We start from the raw sequence: 26,619 nt of genomic DNA, 5'->3' as shown, positions 1-26,619 counted from the left end.
TGATTGGAGGGCAAGGCGAAGACTCCTGCGGGGAAAGCGGAACAGATGAGACCCGCAGGAGCGCAAGCGACGAGGAGGCTCAGCGACCGCCCGCGGAAAGCGAAGCCTTGCACGGAAATCAACTGCGGTGTAATAAGCAGTCTAGCTCATGTATCTCATTTGTTCGTCTTTAGGTTGGATTCATTTCGTTATGTTTCAACCTTAGCGTGGATCTACTTCTTGTCCGGAATTTATGTCCATTACTTTAAGGTTATTTTGAGGTGCTTTAATATCTTTACTTGCAGGCGCTGCTTTTTTATTTTCCACCCAGTCTACTAACAAATCAAAAGATTGATGGGCATATGGAAGCAGAGGCTGAAGCTCTTGATTTGGATCCGTTTGTTTATTCCATACTAAGCTGTCAACGTGATTTCCGTTTTTAACGGTATAGAGACGATGAAGATTTGCTTTGCCAGCTTTTTTAACAAGTTTTTCATAGCCTTCCGCGTGAATAGACGGGAAGATAAGTGAATCGAGAGAGCCGGCCATACTGATAAGAGGTACATCGATATCGCCTGTATTTTCTACTTTTGCTACATTTTCTTTTACACTTTTTGGACGAGTTTGATAGCGATAATTTTCAAAGATATAATCCGATGAGCGATCACGTAGACCTGCTGAAGTAAAGTTTAAATAGTTGTGCCAGTTTGTTCTTCCTGGAGAAGTTGGATCAAAGTGGTCACGGTAAATGTTTAATGTGACCGCCCAGTACACTTGATCATGATAATTCCATAATTTTTCTGATCCTTTCGGAAGACCTGCTTTGTACATTTGTTTCATGGCTTTTTTCTGTTCTTTTCCCGTTCCGTACAGCGCTTCCTCTGCGTTGTTGACAACAGGTGTTAGTGAGCTAATTAAATTTGGTGCTTTTGAACTCCATAATACGCCTTCCCAATCGACGCCTCCATCAAATAAACGAGGCTCTTTTGTTTGTTTTGGATCATCGTGTTCAAGTGCGTATCTGACAACGTATCCGCCGTTTGAAATGCCAATTGCATACGTCGGTACCTTATGATTGTTTCGAATCAAATCGCTTGCAGGATTTTTTCGGTTAGCCGGGTTGATTAGCTTGTCTGAATAATGAGTAGTCAAGTATTGCTGAGCAGCTTTTGTCAATTGACGATAGCGCATATTCCATTCTGCTACGCTGTCGTCATCGTTAACGAGTGCATTTTTTACTTTAGCAAAAGGATCGGTAGGGTCACTTTCTCCTTGCGTTCCTTTATCGGTGGCTGCAAATGCATAGCCTTTTTTAAGAACGTAATCGCTGAATAATAAATCGGTGGACGTTTCGTTGCGCGTCGCGGGAATGCCGGCTACCACAAGTTTTCCATTCCAGTTATCAGGAACCCGGATGACGAACTGAGCGTCTTCAAAAATGCCATTTACTTGAGTTCCTTTAACCGCAGCGGGCTGATTGATTCGATACCAGCCTGATTCATTTTCAGCTTTTCCCCAGTTATAAGGAGTAAGCCCGATGTTTCCATAGAGCGTAGCCTGCTGATATTGAGCGGGGTTTTTAGTCGTCAGCCAGTTCCCGTTCGCTCCGTCAAAATAGGTTTCTGCTGACTGATCAGCATTTGGAATTACATCTGTTTTGTTAGCAGCTTCAGCAAGAGATCCTGAAGCTGAAAAACAAAGAGTAGCAGAAAAAGTAAGCGCTATCATTTTTCGTTTCACGTTTCTTCCTCCTTATGAAAATACTCATACCTTTTAAATAAATTCCATAAAAAAGAAAAATGTCCTGTTTTAAAATTAATTTAGAAAAAAGTTTTTTCGTTTGTTACTAAGCTGTTTTTGTCTGACAAATAGGTAAACTGCATCCAATTCTCTAGTTTCTTTTTAGGCTGCTTATATTATAATGAAACAAGGATTAAAAAAGACAGGGTAAAACAATCGATTAAATAAGTATAAAAGAGGGCAAGGGAGTAGGTCTATGAGCAGCTTTAACAGTCAGTTTTTGTATTCCATTACCATTATTCTATTAGGATACATACTAAAACGAACAAACCTCCTTCAGCAAAAAGACGGGGAAGCTTTAGCGAGAATTATTTTTAATATCACAATGCCTTGTTTGATTATTGTTACATTCAGCAGTATTAAAATTGATGGATCGCTTATTTTACTATTAGTTATTGGGGTTGTCTATGGCTTGCTGTTAGCTGCTGTTGGAGTTTTCGTTTTTCGAAAAGATGAAAGAAAAGTGAAAGGCATGCTGACGATGATGATTCCAGGTTTTAATATTGGAATGTTTGCCTATCCATTAGTAGAAGGCATTTGGGGAAAAGAAGGGCTTAAATACTTTGGTATGTTTGATGTCGGAAATGCTTTTGTTATTTTTGTTTTATGCTATGTAATTGGCAGCTACTACTCTGGGGATGACATTGACATTGAATTTAAAAAGATTTTATATAAAGTATTAAAATCAATGCCGCTTCTTACCTATGTAATCATTTGTCTTTTTGCGATTATAGGCATTCATTTACCATCATACGTATTAGACGTTTCAGGCATTATCTCGAAAGCGAATATGCCGCTTTCTCTTTTGCTTTTAGGCGTATACTTAAATTTCTCGTTCCAAAAAAGCTATTTGAAAAAAATTATCATGTTTTTAAGCATCCGCTACGTGATTGGACTCGGCGTAGGGATTGCGCTGTTTTTCTTGCTTCCGTTTGAAGATATGTTTCGGTATACAATCTTAGTTTGCTTCATTCTACCGGTAGCGGGGTCAGTTTTACCTTACGCAGTAGAATTCAAATACGATCAAAAATTTGTCGGCACCGTGTCAAATATGACCATTTTGCTAAGCTTTTTGCTGCTGTGGGGAATGACAAACATTTTAATGTAAATAACTGAGGACGCTCGCACTTGTGAGCGTCCTTTTTGATGAAAAAAGGATATTCCCAAATAAACAGAGGTAAGCTAGGAGAAGAGAAAATCCATCATACATACAACCTGACGGGAGGAAAAAAAGTGGAGTCCTTAACTTTTGTTTTATTTGGCGCAACGGGTGATTTAGCAAAAAGAAAAATCTTTCCTGCTCTTTATAATTTATTTACAGACAAAAAGCTCCCTGATGCTATTTCTATTATTGGATCGGGGTACGAGCAGATGTCTCATGAGGATTTTAAAGAGCGCGTAAAACAATCTGTAAACGATTTTTCGAGACGGAAAATGGAAAGTAATGAGGAAGATTTTTTGTCTCTGTTTCATTATCAAGCAGTAGATGCAAGCAAAACAGAAGATTACAAACAGCTATTAAAGGCTGTGAATGAGCAAGAAACAACTCATGGAAGTAAAGGAAATCGTTTGTTTTATTTGTCCGTAGCACCCGAATATTTCGACGTAATTGCTTTGCATATAAAGAAAAGCGGCTTAGATCAAACTGGAGGCTGGAAGCGTCTAATGATTGAAAAGCCGTTTGGACATGATCTTGTTTCAGCAAGAGAGCTTAATGAGAAGCTAAGCAGCACGTTTAAAGAAGAAGAAATTTATCGAATTGATCATTATTTAGGTAAACCGATGGTGCAAAATTTAGAAGCGCTTGAATTTACGAACCCTGTGCTGCAATCATTGTGGAATAACAAACACATTGCGAACGTACAAATTACGGCAAGTGAAACAGTCGGTGTTGAAAATCGTGCAGGGTATTATGATCATACGGGGGCCATACGCGACATGATTCAAAATCACATGCTACAGGTTCTCATGATGACAGCTATGCATCTTCCAAAACGAATTTGCTCAGAAAACATTTTAGAAGAAAAGCAAAAAGTAATGCAGTCACTGAGGAAAATTCAAGCGGAAGAAGTAGCTCGCGATGTTGTACGAGGGCAATACGGAAGCGGAGAAATCGATCACAAATCTGTTAGAGGATACAAAGAAGAGCCTGGCGTAGAAGCAGACTCTAAAAATGATACGTTTGTGGCAGCACGTTTATGGATCGATAATCCATTTTGGAAAGGCGTTCCTTTTTATATTCGAACGGGCAAACGAATGAAAGAAAAATCAACTCGTATCGTCGTAGAGTTTAAAGATTCTTTAAAAGGTCTGTATGAAACTCCTTATGACAAAGTAGCACCAAACTTATTTATTATTGAAATTAGTCCAAGTGAAAACGTCGCTTTGCAGCTTAACAGCAAAAATCCATTAAAAAATGGTGTTATTGAGCCGGTTCGTATTACGTTTTCACGAGAAGAAGAAAGTGTGCCAGAAGCATATGAACGAATTATTTACGACGCATTAATCGGGGACTCCACATTTTTTGCCCATTGGAAAGAAGTAGAGCTGTCTTGGCAATGGGTGCAGCCTGTATTAGATGCATTTGAAGCTGACATGCTGCCTCTTTATGAATATCCATCCGGCTCACAAGGTCCTGAAGAAGCACAAAAATTAGTTGCACAAGAAGGCTTTAGATGGTGGCTCGATGACGATGAACATGGAGAAGCACCCGGAGTGTTTTTACCGATTTAATAAAGACATCTCTTTCAGGGGTGTCTTTTTCATACTTTGTATATTCTGAATTTTCTTGAGGCTCTTATGTTCCCTGCGTATAATCAAAAGAGTAGATGCATGAAGTATTGTGTAGAGATTAATATAAAAAGACGCAGGGGGATTTTTGATGAAAACGTTAAAAATAGCGAACATACCAGGAGATGGAGTAGGAAAAGAAGTTGTGCCGGAGGCGGTGAGAGTCCTTCGTACGATTGCAGATCTTCACGGGGGATTAAAATTTGAATTTACAGAATTTCCTTGGAGCTGTGATTATTACTTGAAGTACGGACATATGATGCCGGAAGATGGGCTAAAGCAGCTTCAAGACTTTGACGGAATTTTTTTAGGAGCCGTAGGAAATTTAAATCTTGTGCCAGATCACGTTTCGCTATGGGGTCTGCTCATTAAGATTCGTCGAGAATTTCAGCAGGTAATTAATATTCGTCCAGCCAAGAGATTAAAAGGCATTGCATCTCCACTAATGAACCCAAAAGATTTTGATTTAATTGTTGTTCGTGAAAATAGTGAAGGAGAATACAGTGAAGTAGGAGGACGGATTTATCAAGGAGAAGATCAAATTTCTATTCAAAATGCTGTTTTCTCTCGAAAAGGAACAGAACGAGCGATGCGCTACGCATTTGAATTAGCTTCTAAAAGAAAAGCAAAAGTTACAAGCGCAACGAAGTCAAATGGAATTGTTCATTCCATGCCGTTTTGGGACGAAGTGTTTCAAGATGTTGCCAAGAGTTATCCTCATATTGAAACAGACTCACAGCACATCGATGCGCTGGCGGCTTTTTTCGTTACAAATCCAAGTCGTTTTGATGTAATTGTGGCAAGTAATTTATTTGGAGATATTTTAACAGATATCGGAGCTGCTATTATGGGAAGTATTGGCGTTGCTCCTGCTGCAAATATTAATGTGAACGGAAAATATCCTTCGATGTTTGAACCGGTGCACGGGTCTGCTCCTGATATTGTCGGAAAAGGCATTGCAAACCCAATCGGACAGATTTGGACGGCTAAAATGATGTTGGATCATTTCGGTGAACAAGAATTAGGCAGTCATTTGTTAGAGGTTATTGAACAAGTGACGGAATCGGGCATCATTACACCAGATGTGGGAGGCAGCGCAACTACTAGTGAAGTAACGGATCAAATTATTTCTCATTTAAAGAAGTGAAGGTTCTAAAAGAGGCTAGGACAAAAGAATATTAGACGAAGTGAAAAACGAACCATTGATCAAAGTGTTTGATTCATGGTTTGTTTTTTTTGTGGTAAACGTAGGTTTCATGTGTGTAGATCTTTCTAGCGGTTGATTGGAGGGCAAGGCGAAGACTCCTGCGGGGAAATTGAAGTCTTGCCCGGAAATCAAAATCGATAAATACATGTTGACACTTACATATATGAACCCTATAATAGTTTGAGTTGAGATGATTCGTATACATATTATTTCTAGACTATGATTTAGTTTGTTTTAATAAATAGATACGAATAAACAAATAAAAGGAGGAAAATCATGCAGAAATCGAAATTATGGACAAAAGATTTTTTAGCGGTCTCATTGACCAGCTTTTTTGTTTTTGTCATTTTTTATATGTTAACTGTCACATTGCCGCTGTTTGCAACAGATGAACTTCATGCAAGTAAACAAAGCCTAGGGTTAATTGTGACAATTTTTTTAGTGTCCGGTATTGTGTTCAGACCGCTAGCCGGTAAGTGGATGACAACATTAGGACAAAAGAAAGTGCTATTGATAGGTGTCTTTATCTTTTTAATTGGTTCTATTTTATATATGAATATTCACTCATTATCTGCGCTGCTGCTGCTGCGTGTGCTTCATGGTATTGGTTTTGGAATGAGCACAACTGCTACAGGAGCAATCGTTGCAAATGTAATCCCAGAACAGAGAAAAGGCGAAGGGATGGGGTACTATGCGACGTTCATGAACTTAGCGATGGTAGTAGGTCCGTTTGTAGGCTTAACGTTAACAAATACTTTGAGTCATACAGCGGTTTTTACCGTTGCGGTTGTATCTTCTGTTTTAGCAGTATTATGCAGTCTAGTACTTCGTGTACCTGAGGTGCAAGCTTCTTCTGCAACAAATGCAATACAGCCAGCTAAAGGTCTTGCGGCGTTTTTTGAATACCGTTCGCTGCCTATTTCTGTTGCTGGCCTTGTGGTAGCTTTTTCATATGCAAGTGTTATTTCGTTTGTGTCTATTTATGCAAAAGAAATGGGCTTTACGCAAGCTTCAAGCTTTTTCTTTGTTGTATACGCGGTGTGCTTATTAGCTTCTAGACCTTTTACTGGAAAATGGTTTGATCAATACGGAGAAAACAGCGTGGTATATCCGTCCATTTTATCTTTAGCCATCGGTATCTTTTTACTTAGCCAAGCGACGACAAGCTGGGTGTTTTTATTAGCTGGAGCATTGATTGGATTAGGCTTTGGAACGATTACATCAAGTTTTCAATCCATTGCTGTAAAAAAAGCTTCTCCTCATCGCCGAGGTGTCGCCACAGCTACGTTTTTTGTGTTTTTTGACTCTGGAATGGGTTTAGGGTCCTTTTTATTAGGCATTTTATCCACAGCAGCCGGGTATAAAGGAATGTATGTATTCTGTTCTGTTGTTGCTCTTTTAGCTATAGCAGTATACCTTGTATTGCACGGCCGAAAAAGCCAGAAACAGCGCATTATTTCTCAAAATGAATCATTAGGAAAATAACATAAATAAAAAAAGGCGTGCTCAAGGGGAGCATGCCTTTTTTATTTATAGAGCTCTAAAGAAAACGGCTGTGAGCATATCGATATAGAAGCCCTCCTGATTTCTTTAGAGATTTCTTTTATTCCACTTCTTCTTTTGTAATCCACTCACTGGACCATGTCTGAATTTCCTGAATTACCGGCGCTAGTGCTAATCCTTTGTTGGATAATGAATACTCGATTCGAACTGGAGTTTCCGGAATAACCGTACGAATGACGATTCCTTCATGCTCTAGTTCTTTTAAGCGCTCGGATAAGAGCCTTCCGCTTACTGGAAGTGCTTCTTGCATTTGAGAAAACCGCTGTGATCCGGAAAGCAGCTGAAAAATGATCAAACTCGTCCAACGTTTCGTTAGTATAGTAACAGCCTTTTCAAAACGCGGGCAGAGTGCTAAACCGTCCATGTTATTACCTCCATTCTCTTCCTATATTATAAAACAAAGTCAGCATTTTATCTAGTGTTGTGTAATTTAATTACTTAAAGAATATAAATTACTTTACGTTTTTACGTTTTGATTATATAATTTATATAATTAAGGAAGTTAATTACTAAAAGTAACAAATAGAGCATAAAAGCTTTACAAGATAAATTTATCGTCATATAATACTTTAAGCAAGTAAAGTTACTTACTTTTAGTAAGCTGATACATCAATTAAAAAAGATAAATGTAGTGAAGTGCTAGAAAAAATAGTTGTTCATGTGAGAGATTGAGCAAAATGTGAAAATAGTAGATAAGTGAAAGACACATCAGAGGAGGAAATGACTGTGATTAACGAAAAAGTTGTTTCAATTTTAAAAGATAAAATTAACGTAGTAAAAAATGATGATCATTTTATTTATATAGTAGGACCTATCACGCTTCCTGTGAATCTAGATGGTGAGACACAAGTATTTAGTTGGTATTCATGGCTGCGTTCTGATAATGTAAAAGAAGGATCTTTAAGTACGGAAGAGCTTATTGAAAAAATGCAAGGAGCTAATTTAGCTGACATGCAGCAATCGAGTGTTCTTGTGTACGGAGATTTTCAAGAATCGCATGAGGCACTCATTCGTATGCACAGTATCTGCCATACGGGAGATATATTCGGAAGCAAACGCTGCGACTGCGGTTTTCAATTAAAACAATCGATGAAAATGATCGTCGAAAATGGAAGCGGAGCGCTATTTTATTTAGCAAATCATGAAGGACGCGGTATTGGCCTATTCAGCAAAGCAATGGCATACGTTCTTCAAGAAAACGGATTTGATACGGTAGAAGCGAATGAAGGGTTAGGATTTGAAGATGATACTCGCAGCTATAGTGATGCCATCAGCGTGTTAAAAGTGCTGCGCCAAAAACCGGTTACGCTGATTACCAATAATCCGAAAAAGCTAATCGCGCTTGAGAAAAACGGCGCACTTTTATCAGGGCGCGTTCCACTTTGGGGAGATGTATCTCAGTTTAATGAAAAGTATTTAGATACTAAAGTTAAACGTTCAGGACACTTAAAAGAGGAGGTTCTTCTTTGATCAATCACGAATTTTATATGAATATAGCTTTACAAAACGCAAAAGCAACAAAAGGACAAACAGAGCCAAATCCGCTTGTAGGATCGGTCATTGTAAACGATAATCGAATCGTTGGAATTGGGACGCATTTAAAAGCTGGCGAACCGCACGCTGAAATTCACGCGCTGCGAATGGCTGGCGAACAAGCAAAAGGGGCAACTGCTTACGTAACGCTAGAGCCTTGTTCACACCACGGACGTACAGGTCCTTGTGCTGAAGCGCTAGTTGAAGCCGGTGTAAAAAAAGTGATCATAGCAACTTTAGACCCCAATCCTTTAGTAGCAGGTAATGGAGTTGAAATTTTAGAAAACGCAGGCATTGAGGTCATAACAGGTGTATGTGAAGAAGAGTCACGTCAAATGAATGAGGTCTTCAATAAGTATATTGTAACGAAGAAGCCGTTTGTTTCATTAAAGTCAGCGATTACGTTAGACGGTAAAATAGCAACTGCTTCTTCTCACAGCAAGTGGATTACGTCTGAGGAAGCTCGTTTGGATGTACATCAGCTGCGTCATGAAACAGCGGGTATCTTAGTAGGGGTGAATACGGTCATTAAGGACAACCCCGAGCTGACAACTCGCATTGAAGGCGGCCGCAGTCCAATTCGTATTGTGATGGATTCAAAGCTGCGCATGCCGCTTGAATCTAAGCTAGCAACGGATTCTTTAGCTCCAACGTGGGTATTTGCAAGTCAGGGCTATTCAAAAGAAAAAAAAGAACAGCTCGAAAAGCAAGGCGTCGAAGTATTTGTTACAAGCGGTGAGGATAAAGTAAATCTTGAAGACATGCTTTCTATACTAGGTGAGAAATTTGTGTCGTCTCTTTTAATTGAAGGAGGGGGCGAAGTGAATGCCGCATTCGTGGAAAATCGTTTAATTGATAAATTGGTGCTGTATATGGCTCCAAAGCTTTCAGGAGGAAAAGAAGCTCCTACTTTCCTAGAAGGAAAAGGCGTAGAGAAAATGTGGGACGCAGTGGACGTGGAGCGTCTTTCTGTGACGTCAATCGGCAAAGACTTTAAATTTGTTGGATATCCTGTTTATAAATAAAAATGTGAATGAGAATGGAACAAAAATATGTTAGTTGAAGGAAGATCCGAACGATTTATCGTTCGGATTTTTTGCTGTTATGGTGAACAGAGGTTTCATCGATGCAGATGCTTTTAGCGGTTGATTGGAGGGCGAAGCGAAGTCTTGCACGAAAATCAACGGCGGTGTGACAAGTAGTCCAGATTATTTATCCTATTTGTTCGTCTTTAGATTGGATTGATGTAGTTATGTCTCAATCACGTTTTTTTTTATGGGATTTTTTAGAGAAGAGGAATCATACACTATTTTACTCTTATAGATTAATTTGCTATTATAGGGAATGGTCAATTTCGAAACATCGTATAAATTTTTAACGTGTTTACAGTTGACTATCTAAATAAAAGCACTATATGTTTATAGAGAGAATATATTATGTGAAAGTAAGGGTGAGAAAAGAGATGAGAGAGTATAGAATTGGGAGTGTTATGAGAGACCTTCGCAAAATGGCAGGGTTGACACAACAAGAATTATCAAGAGACATTTGTACACAAGCGCAAATCAGCAAAATTGAAAACGGTGAAGAATATCCATCAAGCATTACCCTCTATAAAATTTCTAAGCGCCTTGGCGTAGATGTTAACTACTTTTTTGATAGTGTAGAATCACCTCGACTTGATTACGTAGATGCGGTTCAATCGTTAATTCGTCAATATATTCGTCAGAGAGATTATGATGCTATTCATAATATCATTGTAAAAGAAAAAGAAAGTCCTCTGTTTCAAAACCCGCTGAACAAGCAATTTTTAATGTGGCACGAAGGGATTTGCGTGTATTACATTCATCACAACAAAGAAGATGCGCTGTCTAAAATGTACCAAGCGATCGAGCTTACTAAGCAATCGGCAACGTTTTATAAAGAAAGAGAAATTGAAATTTTAAATAGCATTGGGATTATTCTTTATGAAGAGAAAGAGTATGAACAGGCTCTAGATACATATCAAACAGCACTCAAAAGCTTAAATGAGCTGCCCCAAACAAAAGACGAAAATATAAAAATTAGAATTTTAAATGCACTTGCCAAAACGCTTGGGGATATGAGTAACTATGATGAATCATTAATATATAGCAATCGAGGAATCGATTTGTGCATTAGTAACGAATCAATGTATTTATTTGGAGAACTTCATTACCAAGCAGGAGAGAGCTTAATTAAATTAGGTAAAATTGAACAAGGTAAAGAATATATGGAAAAGTCTATGACCATTTTCACCCTGCAACGAAATGAGCGATTCGTCAAGCTAGTAGAAAAAGAACTTGAAGCTCTATTTGTTTAAAATATTCCTATCATTATAATTTTTGAGAAATTTCTATCAAAATGGAGGAAATCCATGGTTTTAAGGCAATAAATGCTGATAGAAAGGAATTCATCTACTTTTATCCTGTGATACACTAGAGTCAAATCAAAGAAAGAGGAGGAAATAATTATGAAAAAAGTATTAGTCGGTATGGCATTAGCATTTACATTAGTAGCAGGTGTTGCTTCAGTTGGAACAAGCGTAGCAACAGGAGATTTTTCAACATTAGGTCTTCCTAGCCAACATTAATAAGAAAAAGCCGTGCTTCTTAGCACGGCTTTTTCTTATTGTGTTTTACTTGACTGATCTTTGTTGCGTTTGTTTCCTTTTGAATTATCCCCGCTTGAAATTTCTTCACCCATTTCAACAAGATGGTGCTGCGTTTTTGGGTTACTTTGATTAGCGCTTCCTTTGTTATTCTTTTTAGTCATCTTCATTCTCCTTTAAAACGATGGCAATGCATCGAGATTATTTGTTTTGTCATGGTCAGGAATGCTGCGAATATACGTACCGCCGTCTTTCCCTACAAAGGTACTCACATGCTCAACGTCCCCGGCTTCTACTTTCTTTAACGCTTCTTCATAGGTTAAAACGTCTCCTGAAGCCGTTTGGAATTCTAAGAGGTCGCCGTCTGCATTTTTACGTACTGCAACGAAACGTTCTTTCATACAAATAAACACCTTCCTTTACATCTATATGGTTGCTGAAATAGTCGTTTTTATTCATTATAAAAAGTGATAAGGTAAAGAAAAGAGTGCAAAGGGGATAAAAAATGACAACATTTAATTGGCATGATCAAGCTCAAGACGAATGGAATCAAAAAGTCTCATTTTGGAATAGCCGAAGTGAAGAGATGTGGAAAAACGGAAGTCGGAAAACAGTGATTCCATTTATTCAAAAACATCTTAAATCAGGTGGTATAGTGGCAGACGTGGGCTGCGGTGATGGGTTTGGAACGTCTCTTCTAGCTGCTTCTGGATATAAAGCAGTCGGTCTTGATTTATCGGAAGAAATGATTCAAAAAGCATCCCAGCTGCATAAAAGTGAAAATTTGTCGTTCGCTCAAGCTGATATTATGCAGCTTCCGCTGTCTTCTGAATCAGTAGAAGGGGTTATGGTAATCAACGCCCTAGAATGGACGGAGCACCCGCGATTAGCTTTGAAGGAATTGCACCGAGTTGTAAAAACAGGAGGATATGCATGTGTAGGTATTCTTGGACCAACTGCTCAACCTCGTACCAATAGTTTTCAAAGACTATATGGTGAAGACGTTATTTGCAATACGATGATGCCGTGGGAGTTTGAACAGCTTGCAAAAGAAAATGGATGGGAAGTAATCGATGGCGAAGGTGTATATAAGCGAAATGTTCCAGATAAGCTGATTGGACAGCTCCCAAATGAATTAAAGCAAGCCTTAACGTTTCTATGGCTATTTATGCTTAAGAAACAATAAAATCAGCACACCTCTCCTTATATGTAGCTGTACAAAGGGTACACTACAAACTGGAGGTGAGTGACATGAGTAAAATTAAAAAAGACCGCTCAAAATCAGAGCTGGGTTCACCAAATGTAGAAGGACAAGGGACGACCACTTCTGAACAAGGTGTTCAAAGCAGTTCAGCTAACAAAAAGCAGAAGCGTTCATAACAAAAATAAAACGAACTTGCAGGGAGAACAACGAGCTCTCTGCAAGTTCGTTTTATTTTTGGTGTCAGCTTTATAAATAAGAAGGTGTTGTGTGCAAGAATATAGATAGCTTATAATAAAATTTGAGCCAATAATTGTAATTTTCTACAAGCTTGGTTTACAGTCGATGTAAAGTGGAGGTGTAATAAATGGTAAATAAAAGATGTTTACCGGATACTGCAGCGTCTCATGCAAAGCCTGATATTAGAAAGGCGATACTTTGCATGGGGTGGACGGTTTAGTAATAGAACATCGCCTAACCGCGCATATCTCATTTCTAATATATACGGCTTTGCCCCTTATTGTATAAGCAAAACCACATAAGGAGCTGGCAGAAATGACGTATGTAAAAGCAACAAATATTTTACCTGAAGAGCTGATTAGTGAAATTCAAAAATACATTCAAGGAGAAACCATTTATATTCCAAAGCCGCAGAAGGCAAAAAGAAAATGGGGAACTTGCTCTGGTGGAAGAAAGTTGATTGACGAGCGAAACGAACGGATTAGGAATTTGTTTGAAAAAGGAACTTCAATTGAGGAACTAGCCCGTGAATACTTTTTATCAACCGAAACCATCAAAAAAATTGTATATAAAAAGCAACGGTAGAAATCAAGCGCTGGCAACTGAATGCCCGCGCTTTTTTAGGTATAGTTTATTTCTGATTTATTTTTTACATTTCGTAAAAGGAATCCGTACTGTAAAGTAAAAAGTAGCTGATTAAATGAAGAAGGAGTGAAGAACGTGGAAGCGTTTATAAGAAATGATCAATATAATTTTATCAAAAGCCAAACGCAAATCCTTATCAATGGGCATGGAACAGTAAACAATTCCGATGTGCTGCAGGCTTTAAAAGCTCTTGCAAAAGAAAAAGTATTAAATGTGTTTGATGTGCTTAGCGAGGAACAAGAAGAAGTGCTGCTGTCAGTTGCTGAAGTTAGAAATAAAGAGCAAGCAGAGGTGTTTTTAGAAACGATAAAGCCTTACGTGATTCCATTTAAATCTTTTACGGAAGCTGGCGTGAAAAAGCTATTTCCAAAAGTGAAAAAGTTAAAAGTTCCGTCTGCTGATAGCATTGATCTAACGAGCATTTCCTATGTCAGCTGGATCGATAAAGGCTCAAACAGAAAGTTTATCGTAGCGCAGGATCCGGATACCCAGAAGTTAAAAGGTATTCAAGGAACGTTTAAACCTATCAATCAGAAGGGAATATGCACGCTTTGCCACAGCTACGAGGAAGTCGGTATGTTCACTGCTGAAATCAAAGGAACTGTTCAAGGGACATTTACACAACGAGGAAATTATATTTGTCAAGATAGCGAAGCATGTAATCAAAATTTGCTTACCTCAGAGCGGCTTCATGATTTTATGTTAAGGCTTAGTAAATAACATGCGCCTAATAAGAAGAATACAAAAAGAGAAGGTTCAGCCTCTATACTTTTGGTGAGACTGAGCCTTCTTTGTCTATCTGTTTTTCTCGATTGGATTGTCACGATAGCTAATCCAATCGCTCCAGCTGCCGGCATATAATTTTACATTTGGAAAACCTGCTGATTTTAAAGCTAAAACGTTAGGGCAAGCAGATACACCTGATCCGCAGTATACAATGATTTCAGCGTGAGAATCAATAGCTGAAAACATTTCCTTCCACTCTTTATCTGTTTTCCATAAACCTTCTGAAGTTAACACATCTTGCCAGAAAGAATGAATGGCGCCTGGGATATGTCCTGCTACAGGATCAATGGGTTCTTCTAAGCCGAGATATCTCTTTTTTTCACGAGAGTCGATAAGAACAACATTAGGGTTATGAAGATTCTCTTTTACGTATTCAACTCCTGCAAGTCCCCAATCTTGTTGCACGAAAGGTACAAACGTTTGAGGAGAACCTTCTGGTACGTTCTTCGTTGTTTCATATCCCGATTGCTTCCAGTTATTAAAACCTCCATTTAAAATTTGTACGTCTTCAATTCCTATATATCGCAGTAGCCACCATGCTCTTGAAGCCATCATTCCGTTTTGTTCATCATAAACGACGACTTTTGAATCAGCATTAATTCCTAAATTGCCCAGCTTCTGAGCTAGCTTTTGAACGTCAGGCAGCGGGTGTCTTCCTCCGTGCAAAGTAGCCACAGAAGACAGATCTTTTTCTAAATCCAAATAATGAGCATCCGGGAGGTGCTCATTTTGATAAGCGCTTGCGCCTGCCTCAGAATTTCCAAGGGTAAATCGGCAGTCAAGCAACACAATGGAGTGTTGGGGTTGTTGTAATGCAGTATGTAAGTCAGCTGGTGAAATAATAGTATTCATAACATTCACATCCTTTTACCAAAATTCTAGTTGAAATAACTAAAAATGAAAAGCGTTATATATAAATTACGGCAAAGCCATTTTGTTTTCCTTCAATTATTCCCCATAGAATAATTGACCATTTTAACGCTTATCTGATGCAGAGCGAAATGCTCCTGTGCTACAGTTATAATAAGAGTTACATAGTGTAAGTCAAATGCTCAGCGTAATGTCATACCTACTATTGATGAGAAGGAGAGAGAAAGATGCAAACAAATGAAAAAAAAGAATTTAAACTGATCGCACTAGATATGGATGGAACGCTGCTGAACAATCAGCAAGAAATTTCTACAGAAAATCGTCAGGCCATTGCTAAAGCCCAAGAACAAGGTGTTCATGTGGTGCTCAGCACGGGGCGATCTCTTTTAACATGCCGTGAATATGCCCAGTCTCTACAGCTATCTTCTTACCTTATTACAGTGAACGGAAGTGAAATTTGGGATGAATCTGGAGAGCTTGTAGAACGAAAGTTAATTGATGCTTCTTCCATCGAGAAGATGTGGAATTTAACGCAAGAGCATAAGCTTAACTTTTGGGCTGTGACTACGGATAAAGTGTGGAGAGACGAATTTCCAGAAGATATTGCCTCACAGGAATGGCTGAAGTTTGGCTACGATATTCCAGATGATGCTTTACGAGAAGAAGTGCTGAAACAAATAGCAGGCATTTCAGATTTTGAAATTAGCAACTCTAGTTTAACGAATCTAGAAATTAATGCACTTGGTATCAATAAAGCAAAAGGGATTATGACCGTATGTGAACGTTTGGGCATTTCAATGGATGAAGTCATTGCTATGGGAGACAGCTTAAACGATATGGCTATGATTGAAGCGGCAGGATGTGGAATTGCCATGGGAAATGCTCAGGAAGCTGTAAAAGAAGCAGCGGACTGGGTGACAGATACAAATGTCAATAACGGAGTAGCGAAGGCTATCAGCCACTGGGTGCTGAAATAACAGCAGCTCTACATGTTGCACCACTTAACTGCTTCCCGCATAAACTGATACTGGATGCCTCCCTTAGAGTTCGTCTTATACGTATATATAAGGAGAGCCATCTAGTTAAGGAGTGGGGAGTATGAGTGATTTATCATTAGACAAGCTGTTACAAAAAGCAGAAAATAAGTTGCAAGATGTACATGAAATAGTGCAAGAAAAAGCGTACGATCTCATTGGGCAAGCATATAAAGAAAGCATATTTGTTAGTATCACTGAAGGATTTAGATCGATAGAGCATCAGCACAGACTATATTCACAAGGCCGAACAACACCAGGAAGTATTGTGACTAATGCCAAAGGCGGCTATTCTTATCATAACTATGGACTAGCTTTTGACATTGCGCTGCTTGATAACGACGGAAAAGTTGACTGGACCATTGATCGAAGATGGAACAAAGCGGGAGAGATAGGAAAAAGGGTTGGGTTGGAATGGGGAGGAGATTGGACAAGCTTAAAAGATTACCCTCATTTTCAATATACATTCGGTTTATCTTTGTCGGAGCTTCGAAGTGGAAAAGTACCTAAAACACAGACGCCAAAGGCTTCAAGCATGTTAATTAAATACGGAGATCGAGGAAATCACGTACAGTTAATTCAGCGTATGCTTATTCACTTAGGTTATTCTCTTTTTGGAGGCGCAGACGGTATATTCGGGTCTTCCACTTTCAAAGCGGTAAAAGCTTTTCAACAAGCACTTTATCTGCAGGTAGATGGAATAGTTGGACCGAAGACACTCGAAAAACTCTACAATAATTTTAATAAAACTATGTTCTAAATAACCATAAAAAACCGATAACGAGAAAAGGAAGAAAAGAGATGGATGGAAATCGTCTCCTTTCTTCCTTTTCTGTAGTTATAGTAGAAAACTGAAATTTATAAAGAAATAAAAAAGATTTTCTAAGCGTAAGAAACGTTCACGTGATCTAACTGGATAACATTGCTCAACAACACGATATCTTTATATATTTCACTTTTTACAGAGGCGTTTGAACAGTTTTGATAGTCTTTCAACAAGCGGCCAAGTTCTTTAATAAATAACAACGTCTCTTGTTCATTAATCATAGTCAAAACTCCTTGTTTAGAAATGAATCCAGGTCATTATATAGGAATTCTATCATATCTATACGCACCTGTTGACAAAAAAAGTTCGTCAATTTTTTTGTGTGAAGAAGAAATTTAGGGATATGTGGAATACGTTCGACTCTCTCATTTTATCTATATGCAGCTTGTCTAAAAATATGAGAGTAGTTATAGTAATATTTACTCCTAATCATGCAACTTAAAACCTATTTTAGAGGTTATCCGTAAATTCCCTCTATTGTAGAGCGATGGAACAAAAAAGAATGCCTCTTTTTGTATCTTTAGTATGATAACGTTTTGAAGAAATAAGACATATTTTTGAGTTTTAAGATGTATTTGAATTAGATCTTTTGACACGCTCTTTTTGTAGGAGAGGCATATTTACTTTCTATCAAGGGAAATCGTAAAGCGCCAAAGAGTTTCTAAATCAGAAACTCTTTGGCGCTTAATTTTTTGGATAGGGGATGTGCAAAAGTTCTGGGACGGTCACAAAATGATATCCTTCTTGCTTAAGTCTAGGAATGATGGTATCCAGTGACTTTGGGGTGTTGGAAAGGTCCATGGTCCAATGGCCGCCGTCGTGCATCAAAACAATTGTTCCGGCGTGCATGTTCTTAAATACATTATTGGTAATTTCCGTTTCCGGGATTTGCTTCCAGTCCAATGAGTCAGAAGACCAGTTAATCGCATAGACATTTTCATTTGGCAGCTCGTTGATCATTTCTTGTGTTAAATTTCCATACGGAGGACGAAACAGCTGCGTTTCAAAACCGGTAATGTTTTTAATAATAGCCTGAGTTTTGGCAATTTCCCAGTGAAACTTTTCAGTAGATTCTTTTAGTAAATTGGGGTGCCAATAGGTATGAATCCCAACGGCATGACCTTCAGCTACCATTCTTTTCACCAGCTCAGGATGTTCGTGAGCTTTTGCCCCGATAAGAAAAAAGGTTGCTTTAATACCATGCTTTTTCAACTGATCCAATACATGTGGAGTAAAGCGAGGATCCGGTCCATCATCAAATGTTAGGGCGGTTTGCTTTAGTTGGTTATTACCTTGATAAAGCAAACGGTCACGCACTTCTACATTTTTTACTTGTTCCGCTTTACATACTGCAGGAAGGGGTCCATTAAATAAGAAGCACAGGGTGAAAAGCAGTATGCTAATTCTTCGTATCATGTACATGCACGCTCCTCTCTAGGGCAAAGTATAACGTTATGATACCCGATTAAAAATTTTGTATGAAGCTGAATTTCCCTTTTGTGTCAAAACGTATGATATGCATGAAACAGCGCACTATAATAAACAGTTACTATTAGGTGAAGAAAGGAAAAAGCAGATGAAAAAAATAATGATTGCCGTAGCATTGATTTTTTCGCTAAGTTTATCTCCCTTAGCTGAATATATTTCCTATCACGATGACTATAACGTGAGTGCAAGGTCGTACCGGTCAGGGAAGCGGTCGTTTAATAGACAGCCAAGTGTTAGACAAAATGAGCCGAGGTCTAATTTTTCAAACCGCAGAAATGGAACTGTAAATCGAGGGGTTACCCGTTCAAAACGAGGAGGGTTCGCTCGTGGACTGCTTTATGGCGGTCTGGCAGGGATGTTATTTGGCGGTTTGCTTGGTCATATGGGTGCACTGGGCGGGATTTTTGGGTTGTTAATTAACATTTTAGCTATTGTGCTTATAATTAATTTAATTCTGCGTTTATTCCGCCCTTCTCGTCGCGACAATAATTGGAGGTAGACCGTAATTGCTGTCATAAACTAATAAGAAAGCTCCATATAAATAAGAAAACGCTTTCTATAGTTAGTCGAAAGGATGAAACGTATGTCAGCAAACAGACAGCGCAGCAAATACCTGGCGTTTTGCACAGAATGCGGTCTCCCAAACAGGTTAACATTGTTTCTTCTAAGACAGTACGTTGCGACAGACGAATATAGCGGATTTTATTGTGGGAATTGCGGAATTCGAAACGAATTTCCAGATTCGGTGATTGAATATATTAAAGAACTTTAAAAAAGCTGGGACAAAAAAATCCGAACGCGTTTGATTCTTGATGGAGAATCAAACGCGTTCGGATTTTTTCATTGGTAGGGTGAACGTAGGCTGTGGCTGTATGTAGGTGCTTCTAGCTGTTGATTGGAGGGTAGGGTGAAGACTTCTGGGGGAAAAGCGGAAGAGGTGAGACCCTGCAGGAGCAGCAGCGGCGAGGAGGCTCATCGGCCGCCCGCGGAAAGCAACGTCTTGTACGGAAATCAACAGTGGTGAAACAAGCGATCCATACTAGACCATTTATCTCGTTTGTTTGTCTGTAGATCGATTTTGTTATGTCTAAATCCCTTTATTTATTTGATAAAACTATGTTCTAAATGCAAATTAAAAAGAAAAACATAGCTGTGCACAAAGATAACTAAATACTTTTTTTCTTAAGGATAATCAATAAATTCCTCCCTTCAGGCTTGCTGATTAAGGGCAGTGTAAAACGATTTGTAAGAAGAGTAGGTATAATGAATAATTGTAAGACCTAACTAACATTTTTGATTGCAGAAAATCGATTGAACCATACTTTAGAAGGAAGCATATACTACATTAAAATTTTAGAAAACGGAGGAATTGACTAATGCCTGTTTCCGTCATTTTCAACCAAATAAATGTGGTAAGTATGGTTTCCAATTCAGTAATTGCTTCGGGTCAAAATAGCCAGCCAGATTGGAATTCCCAAGGTAAATTTAACTTAGGAAACGGATTTTCTGTAAATTCAGCTATACTGGGCAGTACGAATATCATTAATGATCAAGATGTTTGTGACATTCCAATTACCCAGCCGGAAAATATTAATCCTCAGCCAGTTTCTCAATTCTAGGGAAAAAGAAGATGAAAGAAGTTGAAAAAGTTGATTATAAAATTTACTAATCTTAATGTTACGTATATTTCTACTAATTCTGGTATTTTCACAGGGGAAAATACTCAATCAGATTGGCAAGTAAATTGGAAAAGTAATACAGGTTTTGGTGAAATAATCGGCTATAATAACTTTGCCTCTCAAATTGTAAATATCATTAACGATAATGACGTCGTTGATTCCTATTTTTCTGAAAATATAGATGTCAACAACGCCCCTGTTACACAAAGTTAAATGAGGAAAAACGGGTTCTGCAAATACCCGTTTAAGCCCTCTATTAATTATTCTGTCAGAGTGGCGAGAATAGATTAGTAATAGAGTTAAACCATCTTTTATACAGATGGTTTTTTGCTAGCTTATTTTAGGATGTAATCGCAGCTATTAACATAGACTAAAAGGTAATGACAGGAATACTTTTATCGTAAATGGAGTAAGTATCATAGAAAAGACGTAAAAGCTCAAATGATTAAAGAGACGTTCAATTTGAGGTAAACAGATAAGAGTTTAGACATAAGATAATGTATTTTCAGTTTTATATTGAATGTGATGAAGCAAACTTCTGTCTGTGAGGTGTTGTCTATGGCTAATATTCACTATCATTCGATTAAAGTAAATAAAATTCAAAATAGTTCAGGCCTATTTTACGGCGTTAATATTCAATATAAGTGGAATCATAAAAGTCGAATTTCTGATGGTTTCGGAAAAGTAGTTGGTGATTCTAATAAAATTTTAAATAATACCACCATTGCAAAAATCCCTAAAAAGAATGATGAATAAAAACGTAGAGTCAATCCTCCTTTCTGACCTGTTCAAAAGAATCATTTATATCATCTTCACCAAGAACAAGATGTGTGTTATAGGATAGCTGATTATCATCTCCCAAAATTGTTCCAAAACCTGAATTACTGCTGCTGATCGTAGTTTCCCAATTTTGTTGCACATTCTTCCCTATAAAAACTCCTGCGTTGTTTTTAACCGCATTTACGGTGAGATCATCAAAAACGATCTGAGGAGAACGAAGATGTATTTTCATAATTCCTCCCGATACATATGAGACATTAATAGAAGTCATCTAATACACTATTATATGTTGTAGATGGGCTAAAAGTGTTAAATCAAATAAGGGGTCAAACTCTATGGATGAAAAGGTGCTGAATATACTCCAAAACATTGAAAAAAGGCTTACAGATTTAGAAAAAAACATGAATGAACTTTCAAAAAAAACGGTCCATTCTTTTCATTTAGATATAAAGAACGTTCAAACACTAAACTTGGACGAACTGTCTTATTATTTAGAGCACATTGATGTAAAAGAACTTAGTGGAACTTTGAATATTGGTAATACTTTTCCTTCGCAAACGAATCAATATCAAGCGCCAGGAAAGAAAGGTAAAAAAATAAAAAATGACTCTGATGTCAATCGAAAATCGGGTAGTCAGAATAATAAAGCAAAAAATAAAGAAAAGGGTCCTTCTGAAATATCAGTTAAAATTAATGAAAGAAGTGTCCCTTATACACTAACCCATATGGAAGAAATGAGGGAGCCTGATCAAGCTCTAGAATCAACTTTTAGCATAGGTGACATCCACATTGGCACAATTGAAGATGCTTCAGCTGTGAATTTTGGTAATAACTTTCCGACAAACTTCAGAAGTCATAAAAAAGTGAGTCAAGGATTTGGCAATATTTTAGGCAATCAAAATGACATTCATGACATCTTATCCTCTTTGGAAGAAAAAGATATATCAGAAGTATACAATGAAAGCCAAGACGGTAAGCCACCCCAGTGGCTGGACACAATGGTAGAAGAACAAACGAAGGAAATGGATGAAACAAAACTAAATGAAGATGAAAAGGGAGAATGAGCAATAGTATGTGAGTGTTGGATCTCAAAAGCCGTGTTGTTGATGCTGAATTTCTGAAAGAAAGCTTTAATTGCGGAATGAAGAAGAATTAGTAATAGAAAACCTGCTGTCCTAAACGAGCAGCAGGTTTTCTATTTTATTTCTCATTTGCTGCAGTTTTAACACAAAAAAGAGCATGCGTAATTTAATTGAATACTGGGACAGATCGGTTCTTTCATTCCCACAGATAAGGAGTCTCTTGGTAAACATAATAGTTCAACCAATTCATAAACAGCAGGTTGGCATGAGAACGCCATGTTTTTAAAGGATTTTTGTCAGGATCATTGTTTGGGAAATAGTGTTCCGGAAGCTTTGGTTCTAGCCCTTTTTCTGTATCTCGAAGAAATTCTTCTTGCAGTGTTTGAACGTCGTATTCCGGGTGTCCTGTAATGAAAACAAACTTTTCATCTTTAGACATCGCCATATAAACACCAGCTTCTTCAGAGTAGGAAAGAAGCTCAAGGTCAGGATGGTTTTTTACTTCATTCATGTCGACATCGGTGTGACGAGAATGAGGAGAATAAAAGACATCGTCAAATCCTCGCAGCAGCTTAATTGGTTCTTCACTCGATACAACATGCGTAAATACACCCGTGCATTTATCAGAAAGAGGTCGCTTGTCAATGCCAAAGTGATGATAAAGTCCAGCTTGAGCTCCCCAACAGATATGAAGAGTAGAAGTCACATTTGTTTTACACCAATCCATAATTTCTTGAAGTTCTTTCCAGTAGTTTACTTCTTCAAATGGTATATGTTCTACAGGTGCTCCTGTAATAATCATTCCGTCATATTTTCGTTCTTTAATTTGTTCAAACGTTTTATAAAACTGATCTAGGTGATTTTTACTCGTTGTTTTGGCTTTATGACTTGCTGTGTAAAGAAGTGTAATATGCACTTGCAGCGGCGAGTTCCCGAGTAAACGTAATAATTGCGTTTCAGCTTTTTCTTTTTCCGGCATTAAGTTTAGGATAACAATATTAAGCGGGCGAATTTCTTGGTTAACCGCGCGTACGTCGTCCATAATGAAAATTCTCTCTTTTTCTAAAATTTCTTTTGCCGGAAGATCACGTGGAATATTAATAGGCAATAAAATTCCTCCTATTCGATTTCGAAGTAATGACGCGTATAAATGTTCTTTCTCACGTGAAAATGAGGTTCAACATTTATGTACAATATACTATTATAGGAATATACAGAATATTAAGCAATTGAATTTTGAAAAAAAAGAGCATTAATATGCGTAATGGCTAAAATGAAATGGTACAATAAGGTTAAAATGGAGCGTCGCTATGCTTTTTTTTTGCTTGACTGAAACTCAGTAAAATTTACAGCGCAGTCGTTCCTGTATTCATTAAACTTCATATCTCCCCCAGAAAATGGATTTTATCCTTTTTTGATGAAGTGTTTGAAAAGAATTCTCAGCAGAAAAGGGGTTTTTATATGACAACTAAGAAGCAAATAAAAAGTGATTTGCAAATTGCACAAGAGGCAACCATTAAACCGATTAAAGAGATTGCCGAGCAGCTGGATATTTTAGAGGCCGAGCTAGAGCCGTACGGACATTATAAAGCCAAGCTTTCTTTGTCCGTTATGGAACGTTTACACACAAAACAAGATGGAAAAGTGATTTTAGTTACAGCTATTAATCCAACTCCAGCAGGAGAAGGGAAGTCGACAGTGACAGTCGGCTTAGCTCAGGCATTACATAGATTAGGTAAAAAAGCGATTGTCGCCATGCGTGAACCATCTCTTGGTCCGGTAATGGGAATTAAAGGAGGTGCCGCTGGCGGCGGTTATGCTCAAGTGCTTCCAATGGAGGATATTAACTTACACTTTACTGGAGACCTGCATGCCATCACAACAGCTAACAACGCGCTGGCGGCTATTTTAGATAACCATATACATCAAGGCAATGAATTGCGTATTGATACACGTAAAATCACGTGGAAACGAGTGGTTGATTTGAACGACCGCGCGCTGCGTCAGGTCGTCATTGGATTAGGTGGTCCGATGCAGGGTGTTCCTCGAGAAGATGGATTTGATATTACGGTGGCATCAGAAATTATGGCTATTTTCTGCTTAGCGTCAGATTTACAAGACTTGAAGCGTCGCTTAGCGTCTATTGTGGTAGCTTATAATATGGACAATGAGCCTGTAACGGTTGCAGACTTAGGTGCACAAGGAGCGCTTACTCTTCTTTTAAAAGATGCGATTAAACCAAACCTTGTACAGACGTTGGAACATACTCCAGCCCTCATTCACGGAGGTCCTTTTGCTAATATTGCCCACGGCTGCAATAGCGTCATTGCCACAAAAATGGCTGCAAAACTAGGCGACTATGTAGTAACAGAAGCGGGATTCGGGGCAGATTTGGGCGCGGAAAAATTCCTGAATATCAAAGCTCGTATGGCAGATATTAAACCAGAAACGGTGGTAATCGTTGCAACAATTCGCGCTTTGAAAATGCATGGGGGCGTTCCTAAAGAGCGTTTAAATGAAGAAAACATTGAGGCTTTAGAAGCGGGAATTGAAAATCTGGAAAAGCATATTGAAACGATTCAGGCATTCGGCGTTCCTTACGTTGTAGCCGTGAACCGTTTTGTGACGGACTCAAAAGGTGAAGTAGAAGCGCTTATGAATTGGTGTGCTTCAAAGAATGTTCCAGTTGCTTTAACAGAAGTATGGGAAAAAGGCGGAGAAGGCGGCGTCATGCTTGCTGAAAAAATTCTTGAAGTCATGAACGAGACAGAAAGTCAGTTTTCTCCTCTTTACGATGTGTCGGCTTCGATTCCAGAAAAAGTAGAAGCTATTGCTAAAACCGTATACGGAGCACAAGGCGTAGATTTTGCTCCAAAAGCGTTAAAGCAAATACAGCAATTTGAAGCAAACGGTTGGGATCATCTGCCGATCTGTATGGCCAAAACGCAGTATTCGTTAAGTGATGATCAGACGAAGCTTGGGCGACCAACTGATTTTAAGATTACGGTAAGGGAATTCCGTCCTTCACTCGGAGCTGGGTTTCTCGTGGCGCTAACAGGTTCAATTATGACAATGCCTGGCCTTCCAAAAAAACCTGCTGCGCTCAATATGGATATTGACGAGAATGGACATGCACTAGGGATTTTTTAAGAGAAGAGGCTGGGGTAAGAGTATTTTAGTTGAAGGAAAATCCGAACGATGAAGCAAGATTCTTGATGAAGAATCAAACTCGTTCGGATTTTTTCATAGCTAGGGTAAAAAGAAGTTTCATGGGTGTAGTGGCTTCTAGATGTAAATTGGGTGGACTTAGTTGTGTCTCAATCTCTTTCTTGCAATATAAAACAAAATAACAGGTATGTTATGAATTAATTTGGCAAGAAAGAAGAAGAGCTGACTGTTCGTATTTTATAAAAAAGGAAGTAGTTGAAATGTTTGATCCGATTGTATTTGATAATTTAAAAGTTGTTGTAGAAGGAGAGATCTATGATCTTGACTTATCTGGGCAAGTATCTGTTACGAATCGCGAAGATTTTGTAGACTTAGCTCAGTTTACTCGAACGTACCGTATTTCTTTTCAACAGCATTTTTGCTGTACCGCGTCGCTAACTTTATCAACCGACTTAGACAACATTCATGCCGAATTAACGCCTTCCCGTGTAGAAAAACCAGGGTGTACAGTTTATATTCATTTTCAGCTAAAAAAACAAAAACCGTTTGAAGAAGCTGAGTTTCAAAACATACAGGAAATGTGTGAGCGGATCTGGGGAACAACAAGAGTTGTGAAGCAGCGTATTACTCATGAAATCGGAGGAAGCGAATACGAAAACAATATTGAGGTAACCTTTAACCGATTTATTTATGAAGACCAAGTAGGAGATTTAATCGAGATGATTGATTACATGCTGCAAACGACTGACCAGCTAAAGGTTCTTTACGACAAATCATAAGAGCGTTTCAGTTGTACTTCCGAAATAAAGTGAATTACAATAGGGAAAAGGAGGCGTTTTGATGAGCGTGTATGAATACTCGGCAAAAACAATTAAAGACGAAGACGTATCGCTATCTAACTATCAAGGTGACGTGCTGTTGATTGTGAATACAGCTAGCAAGTGCGGCTTCACCCCTCAATATAAAGATTTGCAGGCGCTGTATGAAGAAGAAAAAGAAAACGGTCTAACGGTTCTAGGTTTTCCTTGCAATCAGTTCGGTGGTCAAGAGCCAGGAAGTTCAAATGATATTGAACAATTTTGCGAGTTAAACTATGGCGTTTCGTTTCCGATGTTTGCAAAAGTAGATGTAAAAGGGGAGCATGCACACCCGTTATTTACATACTTAACAGAACAAGCACCGGGCCTACTAGGTTCCAAAGGGATAAAGTGGAATTTCACAAAGTTTTTAGTGAATCGTCAAGGTGAAGTCGTGAAGAGATACGCACCTCAAACTGCACCAAAAGATATTCAAAAAGATATAAAAGAATTGCTGTAAAAGCA

Annotated in this window: 31 protein-coding genes; 22 read left to right on the top strand and 9 right to left on the bottom strand. The window is 38.3% G+C overall.

The features are described from left to right. Window positions 1-201 precede the first annotated feature (201 nt). Window positions 202-1,719, bottom strand: a complete 1,518-nt coding sequence (locus AC1D0Y_RS14050) for an alpha/beta hydrolase (protein ID WP_477707703.1) — start codon at window positions 1,717-1,719, stop codon at window positions 202-204. Window positions 1,720-1,975: 256 nt separating this feature from the next. Between AC1D0Y_RS14050 and AC1D0Y_RS14045 the strand changes: the two genes are divergently transcribed. From AC1D0Y_RS14045 to AC1D0Y_RS14030, 4 genes are all read left to right on the top strand, one after another. Next, on the top strand, window positions 1,976-2,887 hold the full coding sequence (locus AC1D0Y_RS14045; RefSeq protein ID WP_286128190.1) for an AEC family transporter: 912 nt from the start codon (window positions 1,976-1,978) through the stop codon (window positions 2,885-2,887). Between the two features lie 125 nt (window positions 2,888-3,012). Continuing rightward, window positions 3,013-4,512: a glucose-6-phosphate dehydrogenase gene (gene zwf, locus AC1D0Y_RS14040; RefSeq protein WP_477707702.1), complete on the top strand. Its 1,500-nt coding sequence runs from the start codon at window positions 3,013-3,015 to the stop codon at window positions 4,510-4,512. A 148-nt stretch (window positions 4,513-4,660) separates the two neighbouring features. Next, complete coding sequence (locus AC1D0Y_RS14035) at window positions 4,661-5,716, top strand: tartrate dehydrogenase (RefSeq protein ID WP_060747435.1); 1,056 nt, start codon at window positions 4,661-4,663, stop codon at window positions 5,714-5,716. Window positions 5,717-6,052: 336 nt separating this feature from the next. After that, complete coding sequence (locus AC1D0Y_RS14030) at window positions 6,053-7,261, top strand: MFS transporter (RefSeq protein WP_060747434.1); 1,209 nt, start codon at window positions 6,053-6,055, stop codon at window positions 7,259-7,261. Window positions 7,262-7,379: 118 nt separating this feature from the next. Here the strand turns inward: AC1D0Y_RS14030 and AC1D0Y_RS14025 are convergent, their stop codons facing one another. After that, on the bottom strand, window positions 7,380-7,703 hold the full coding sequence (locus AC1D0Y_RS14025; protein ID WP_028408823.1) for a winged helix-turn-helix transcriptional regulator: 324 nt from the start codon (window positions 7,701-7,703) through the stop codon (window positions 7,380-7,382). A 356-nt stretch (window positions 7,704-8,059) separates the two neighbouring features. Here AC1D0Y_RS14025 and AC1D0Y_RS14020 point away from each other — a divergent pair, with 356 nt between their 5' ends. The 3 genes from AC1D0Y_RS14020 to AC1D0Y_RS14010 all read left to right on the top strand — a co-directional run bounded on the left by AC1D0Y_RS14020 (window position 8,060) and on the right by AC1D0Y_RS14010 (window position 11,210). Further along, window positions 8,060-8,809, top strand: coding sequence for a GTP cyclohydrolase II (locus AC1D0Y_RS14020; RefSeq protein WP_028408822.1), 750 nt, complete (start codon window positions 8,060-8,062; stop codon window positions 8,807-8,809). Then, window positions 8,806-9,897: a bifunctional diaminohydroxyphosphoribosylaminopyrimidine deaminase/5-amino-6-(5-phosphoribosylamino)uracil reductase RibD gene (ribD, locus tag AC1D0Y_RS14015; protein ID WP_253352717.1), complete on the top strand. Its 1,092-nt coding sequence runs from the start codon at window positions 8,806-8,808 to the stop codon at window positions 9,895-9,897. Before AC1D0Y_RS14020 ends, ribD begins: the two co-directional genes overlap by 4 nt. A gap of 437 nt (window positions 9,898-10,334) precedes the next feature. Beyond that, window positions 10,335-11,210, top strand: a complete 876-nt coding sequence (locus AC1D0Y_RS14010) for a helix-turn-helix domain-containing protein (RefSeq protein WP_014460489.1) — start codon at window positions 10,335-10,337, stop codon at window positions 11,208-11,210. Window positions 11,211-11,515: 305 nt separating this feature from the next. Here AC1D0Y_RS14010 and AC1D0Y_RS14005 read toward each other — a convergent pair whose 3' ends face one another. Further along, window positions 11,516-11,662 carry a hypothetical protein gene (locus AC1D0Y_RS14005; RefSeq protein WP_013056671.1) on the bottom strand — a complete coding sequence of 49 codons (147 nt, stop codon included), beginning with the start codon at window positions 11,660-11,662 and terminating at the stop codon, window positions 11,516-11,518. Window positions 11,663-11,674: 12 nt separating this feature from the next. Further along, window positions 11,675-11,899: a DUF3892 domain-containing protein gene (locus tag AC1D0Y_RS14000; protein WP_013056672.1), complete on the bottom strand. Its 225-nt coding sequence runs from the start codon at window positions 11,897-11,899 to the stop codon at window positions 11,675-11,677. A 104-nt stretch (window positions 11,900-12,003) separates the two neighbouring features. Between AC1D0Y_RS14000 and AC1D0Y_RS13995 the strand changes: the two genes are divergently transcribed. The 4 genes from AC1D0Y_RS13995 to AC1D0Y_RS13980 all read left to right on the top strand — a co-directional run bounded on the left by AC1D0Y_RS13995 (window position 12,004) and on the right by AC1D0Y_RS13980 (window position 14,304). Next, complete coding sequence (locus AC1D0Y_RS13995; protein ID WP_028408820.1) at window positions 12,004-12,684, top strand: class I SAM-dependent methyltransferase; 681 nt, start codon at window positions 12,004-12,006, stop codon at window positions 12,682-12,684. Window positions 12,685-12,749: 65 nt separating this feature from the next. Next, a complete protein-coding gene (locus tag AC1D0Y_RS13990; RefSeq protein ID WP_013056674.1) occupies window positions 12,750-12,878 on the top strand; it encodes a YuzL family protein in 129 nt (42 codons plus the stop codon). Window positions 12,879-13,254: 376 nt separating this feature from the next. Continuing rightward, a complete protein-coding gene (locus tag AC1D0Y_RS13985) occupies window positions 13,255-13,524 on the top strand; it encodes a CD3324 family protein (protein WP_028408819.1) in 270 nt (89 codons plus the stop codon). Window positions 13,525-13,659: 135 nt separating this feature from the next. After that, a complete protein-coding gene (locus AC1D0Y_RS13980; protein WP_060747431.1) occupies window positions 13,660-14,304 on the top strand; it encodes a FusB/FusC family EF-G-binding protein in 645 nt (214 codons plus the stop codon). Between the two features lie 75 nt (window positions 14,305-14,379). Here the strand turns inward: AC1D0Y_RS13980 and AC1D0Y_RS13975 are convergent, their stop codons facing one another. Next, window positions 14,380-15,222: a sulfurtransferase gene (locus AC1D0Y_RS13975; RefSeq protein WP_028408817.1), complete on the bottom strand. Its 843-nt coding sequence runs from the start codon at window positions 15,220-15,222 to the stop codon at window positions 14,380-14,382. A gap of 245 nt (window positions 15,223-15,467) precedes the next feature. On the opposite strand from AC1D0Y_RS13975, the gene AC1D0Y_RS13970 reads away from it, so the two are divergent. Then, window positions 15,468-16,217, top strand: coding sequence for a Cof-type HAD-IIB family hydrolase (locus tag AC1D0Y_RS13970; protein ID WP_028408816.1), 750 nt, complete (start codon window positions 15,468-15,470; stop codon window positions 16,215-16,217). Window positions 16,218-16,338: 121 nt separating this feature from the next. Further along, a complete protein-coding gene (locus AC1D0Y_RS13965; RefSeq protein WP_060747428.1) occupies window positions 16,339-17,034 on the top strand; it encodes a peptidoglycan-binding protein in 696 nt (231 codons plus the stop codon). A 122-nt stretch (window positions 17,035-17,156) separates the two neighbouring features. On the opposite strand, the gene AC1D0Y_RS13960 is transcribed toward AC1D0Y_RS13965, so the two are convergent. Both AC1D0Y_RS13960 and AC1D0Y_RS13955 read right to left on the bottom strand, forming a co-directional pair. Beyond that, complete coding sequence (locus AC1D0Y_RS13960; RefSeq protein WP_013056680.1) at window positions 17,157-17,321, bottom strand: hypothetical protein; 165 nt, start codon at window positions 17,319-17,321, stop codon at window positions 17,157-17,159. 463 nt (window positions 17,322-17,784) lie between these two features. Further along, window positions 17,785-18,516, bottom strand: coding sequence for a polysaccharide deacetylase family protein (locus tag AC1D0Y_RS13955; protein ID WP_060747427.1), 732 nt, complete (start codon window positions 18,514-18,516; stop codon window positions 17,785-17,787). 160 nt (window positions 18,517-18,676) lie between these two features. Here AC1D0Y_RS13955 and AC1D0Y_RS13950 point away from each other — a divergent pair, with 160 nt between their 5' ends. The 5 genes from AC1D0Y_RS13950 (at window position 18,677) to AC1D0Y_RS13930 (ending at window position 21,023) form a co-directional block, all read left to right on the top strand. Continuing rightward, window positions 18,677-19,087, top strand: a complete 411-nt coding sequence (locus tag AC1D0Y_RS13950) for a hypothetical protein (protein ID WP_028408813.1) — start codon at window positions 18,677-18,679, stop codon at window positions 19,085-19,087. An 84-nt stretch (window positions 19,088-19,171) separates the two neighbouring features. Beyond that, window positions 19,172-19,360, top strand: coding sequence for a hypothetical protein (locus tag AC1D0Y_RS13945; RefSeq protein ID WP_014460480.1), 189 nt, complete (start codon window positions 19,172-19,174; stop codon window positions 19,358-19,360). 646 nt (window positions 19,361-20,006) lie between these two features. Beyond that, entirely contained in the window at window positions 20,007-20,207 is a 201-nt protein-coding gene (locus AC1D0Y_RS13940; protein ID WP_225049698.1) for a hypothetical protein, read from the top strand. Window positions 20,208-20,228: 21 nt separating this feature from the next. Next, entirely contained in the window at window positions 20,229-20,480 is a 252-nt protein-coding gene (locus tag AC1D0Y_RS13935; protein WP_034275938.1) for a hypothetical protein, read from the top strand. Between the two features lie 345 nt (window positions 20,481-20,825). Beyond that, on the top strand, window positions 20,826-21,023 hold the full coding sequence (locus AC1D0Y_RS13930; protein WP_028408811.1) for a hypothetical protein: 198 nt from the start codon (window positions 20,826-20,828) through the stop codon (window positions 21,021-21,023). A 10-nt stretch (window positions 21,024-21,033) separates the two neighbouring features. Here AC1D0Y_RS13930 and AC1D0Y_RS13925 read toward each other — a convergent pair whose 3' ends face one another. Continuing rightward, window positions 21,034-21,279, bottom strand: coding sequence for a hypothetical protein (locus AC1D0Y_RS13925; protein ID WP_028408810.1), 246 nt, complete (start codon window positions 21,277-21,279; stop codon window positions 21,034-21,036). 103 nt (window positions 21,280-21,382) lie between these two features. Here AC1D0Y_RS13925 and AC1D0Y_RS13920 point away from each other — a divergent pair, with 103 nt between their 5' ends. Next, a complete protein-coding gene (locus AC1D0Y_RS13920; protein WP_098331593.1) occupies window positions 21,383-22,111 on the top strand; it encodes a hypothetical protein in 729 nt (242 codons plus the stop codon). Between the two features lie 214 nt (window positions 22,112-22,325). Here AC1D0Y_RS13920 and metA read toward each other — a convergent pair whose 3' ends face one another. Continuing rightward, window positions 22,326-23,237 (bottom strand): homoserine O-acetyltransferase MetA, encoded by a 912-nt coding sequence (metA, locus tag AC1D0Y_RS13915; protein ID WP_028408808.1) that lies wholly within the window; start codon window positions 23,235-23,237, stop codon window positions 22,326-22,328. A gap of 353 nt (window positions 23,238-23,590) precedes the next feature. Between metA and AC1D0Y_RS13910 the strand changes: the two genes are divergently transcribed. The 3 genes from AC1D0Y_RS13910 (at window position 23,591) to AC1D0Y_RS13900 (ending at window position 26,614) form a co-directional block, all read left to right on the top strand. Next, window positions 23,591-25,279 carry a formate--tetrahydrofolate ligase gene (locus AC1D0Y_RS13910; protein WP_014460474.1) on the top strand — a complete coding sequence of 563 codons (1,689 nt, stop codon included), beginning with the start codon at window positions 23,591-23,593 and terminating at the stop codon, window positions 25,277-25,279. A 278-nt stretch (window positions 25,280-25,557) separates the two neighbouring features. After that, a complete protein-coding gene (locus AC1D0Y_RS13905) occupies window positions 25,558-26,076 on the top strand; it encodes a hypothetical protein (RefSeq protein ID WP_028408806.1) in 519 nt (172 codons plus the stop codon). A gap of 61 nt (window positions 26,077-26,137) precedes the next feature. Next, window positions 26,138-26,614 carry a glutathione peroxidase gene (locus tag AC1D0Y_RS13900; RefSeq protein ID WP_025752029.1) on the top strand — a complete coding sequence of 159 codons (477 nt, stop codon included), beginning with the start codon at window positions 26,138-26,140 and terminating at the stop codon, window positions 26,612-26,614. Window positions 26,615-26,619: the final 5 nt, after the last annotated feature.

The organism is Priestia sp. P1_B12_1 (genome assembly GCF_056406695.1).
The sequence above is the reverse complement of the archived record's forward strand: the minus strand, read 5'-3'. Positions and strand labels throughout refer to the sequence as shown.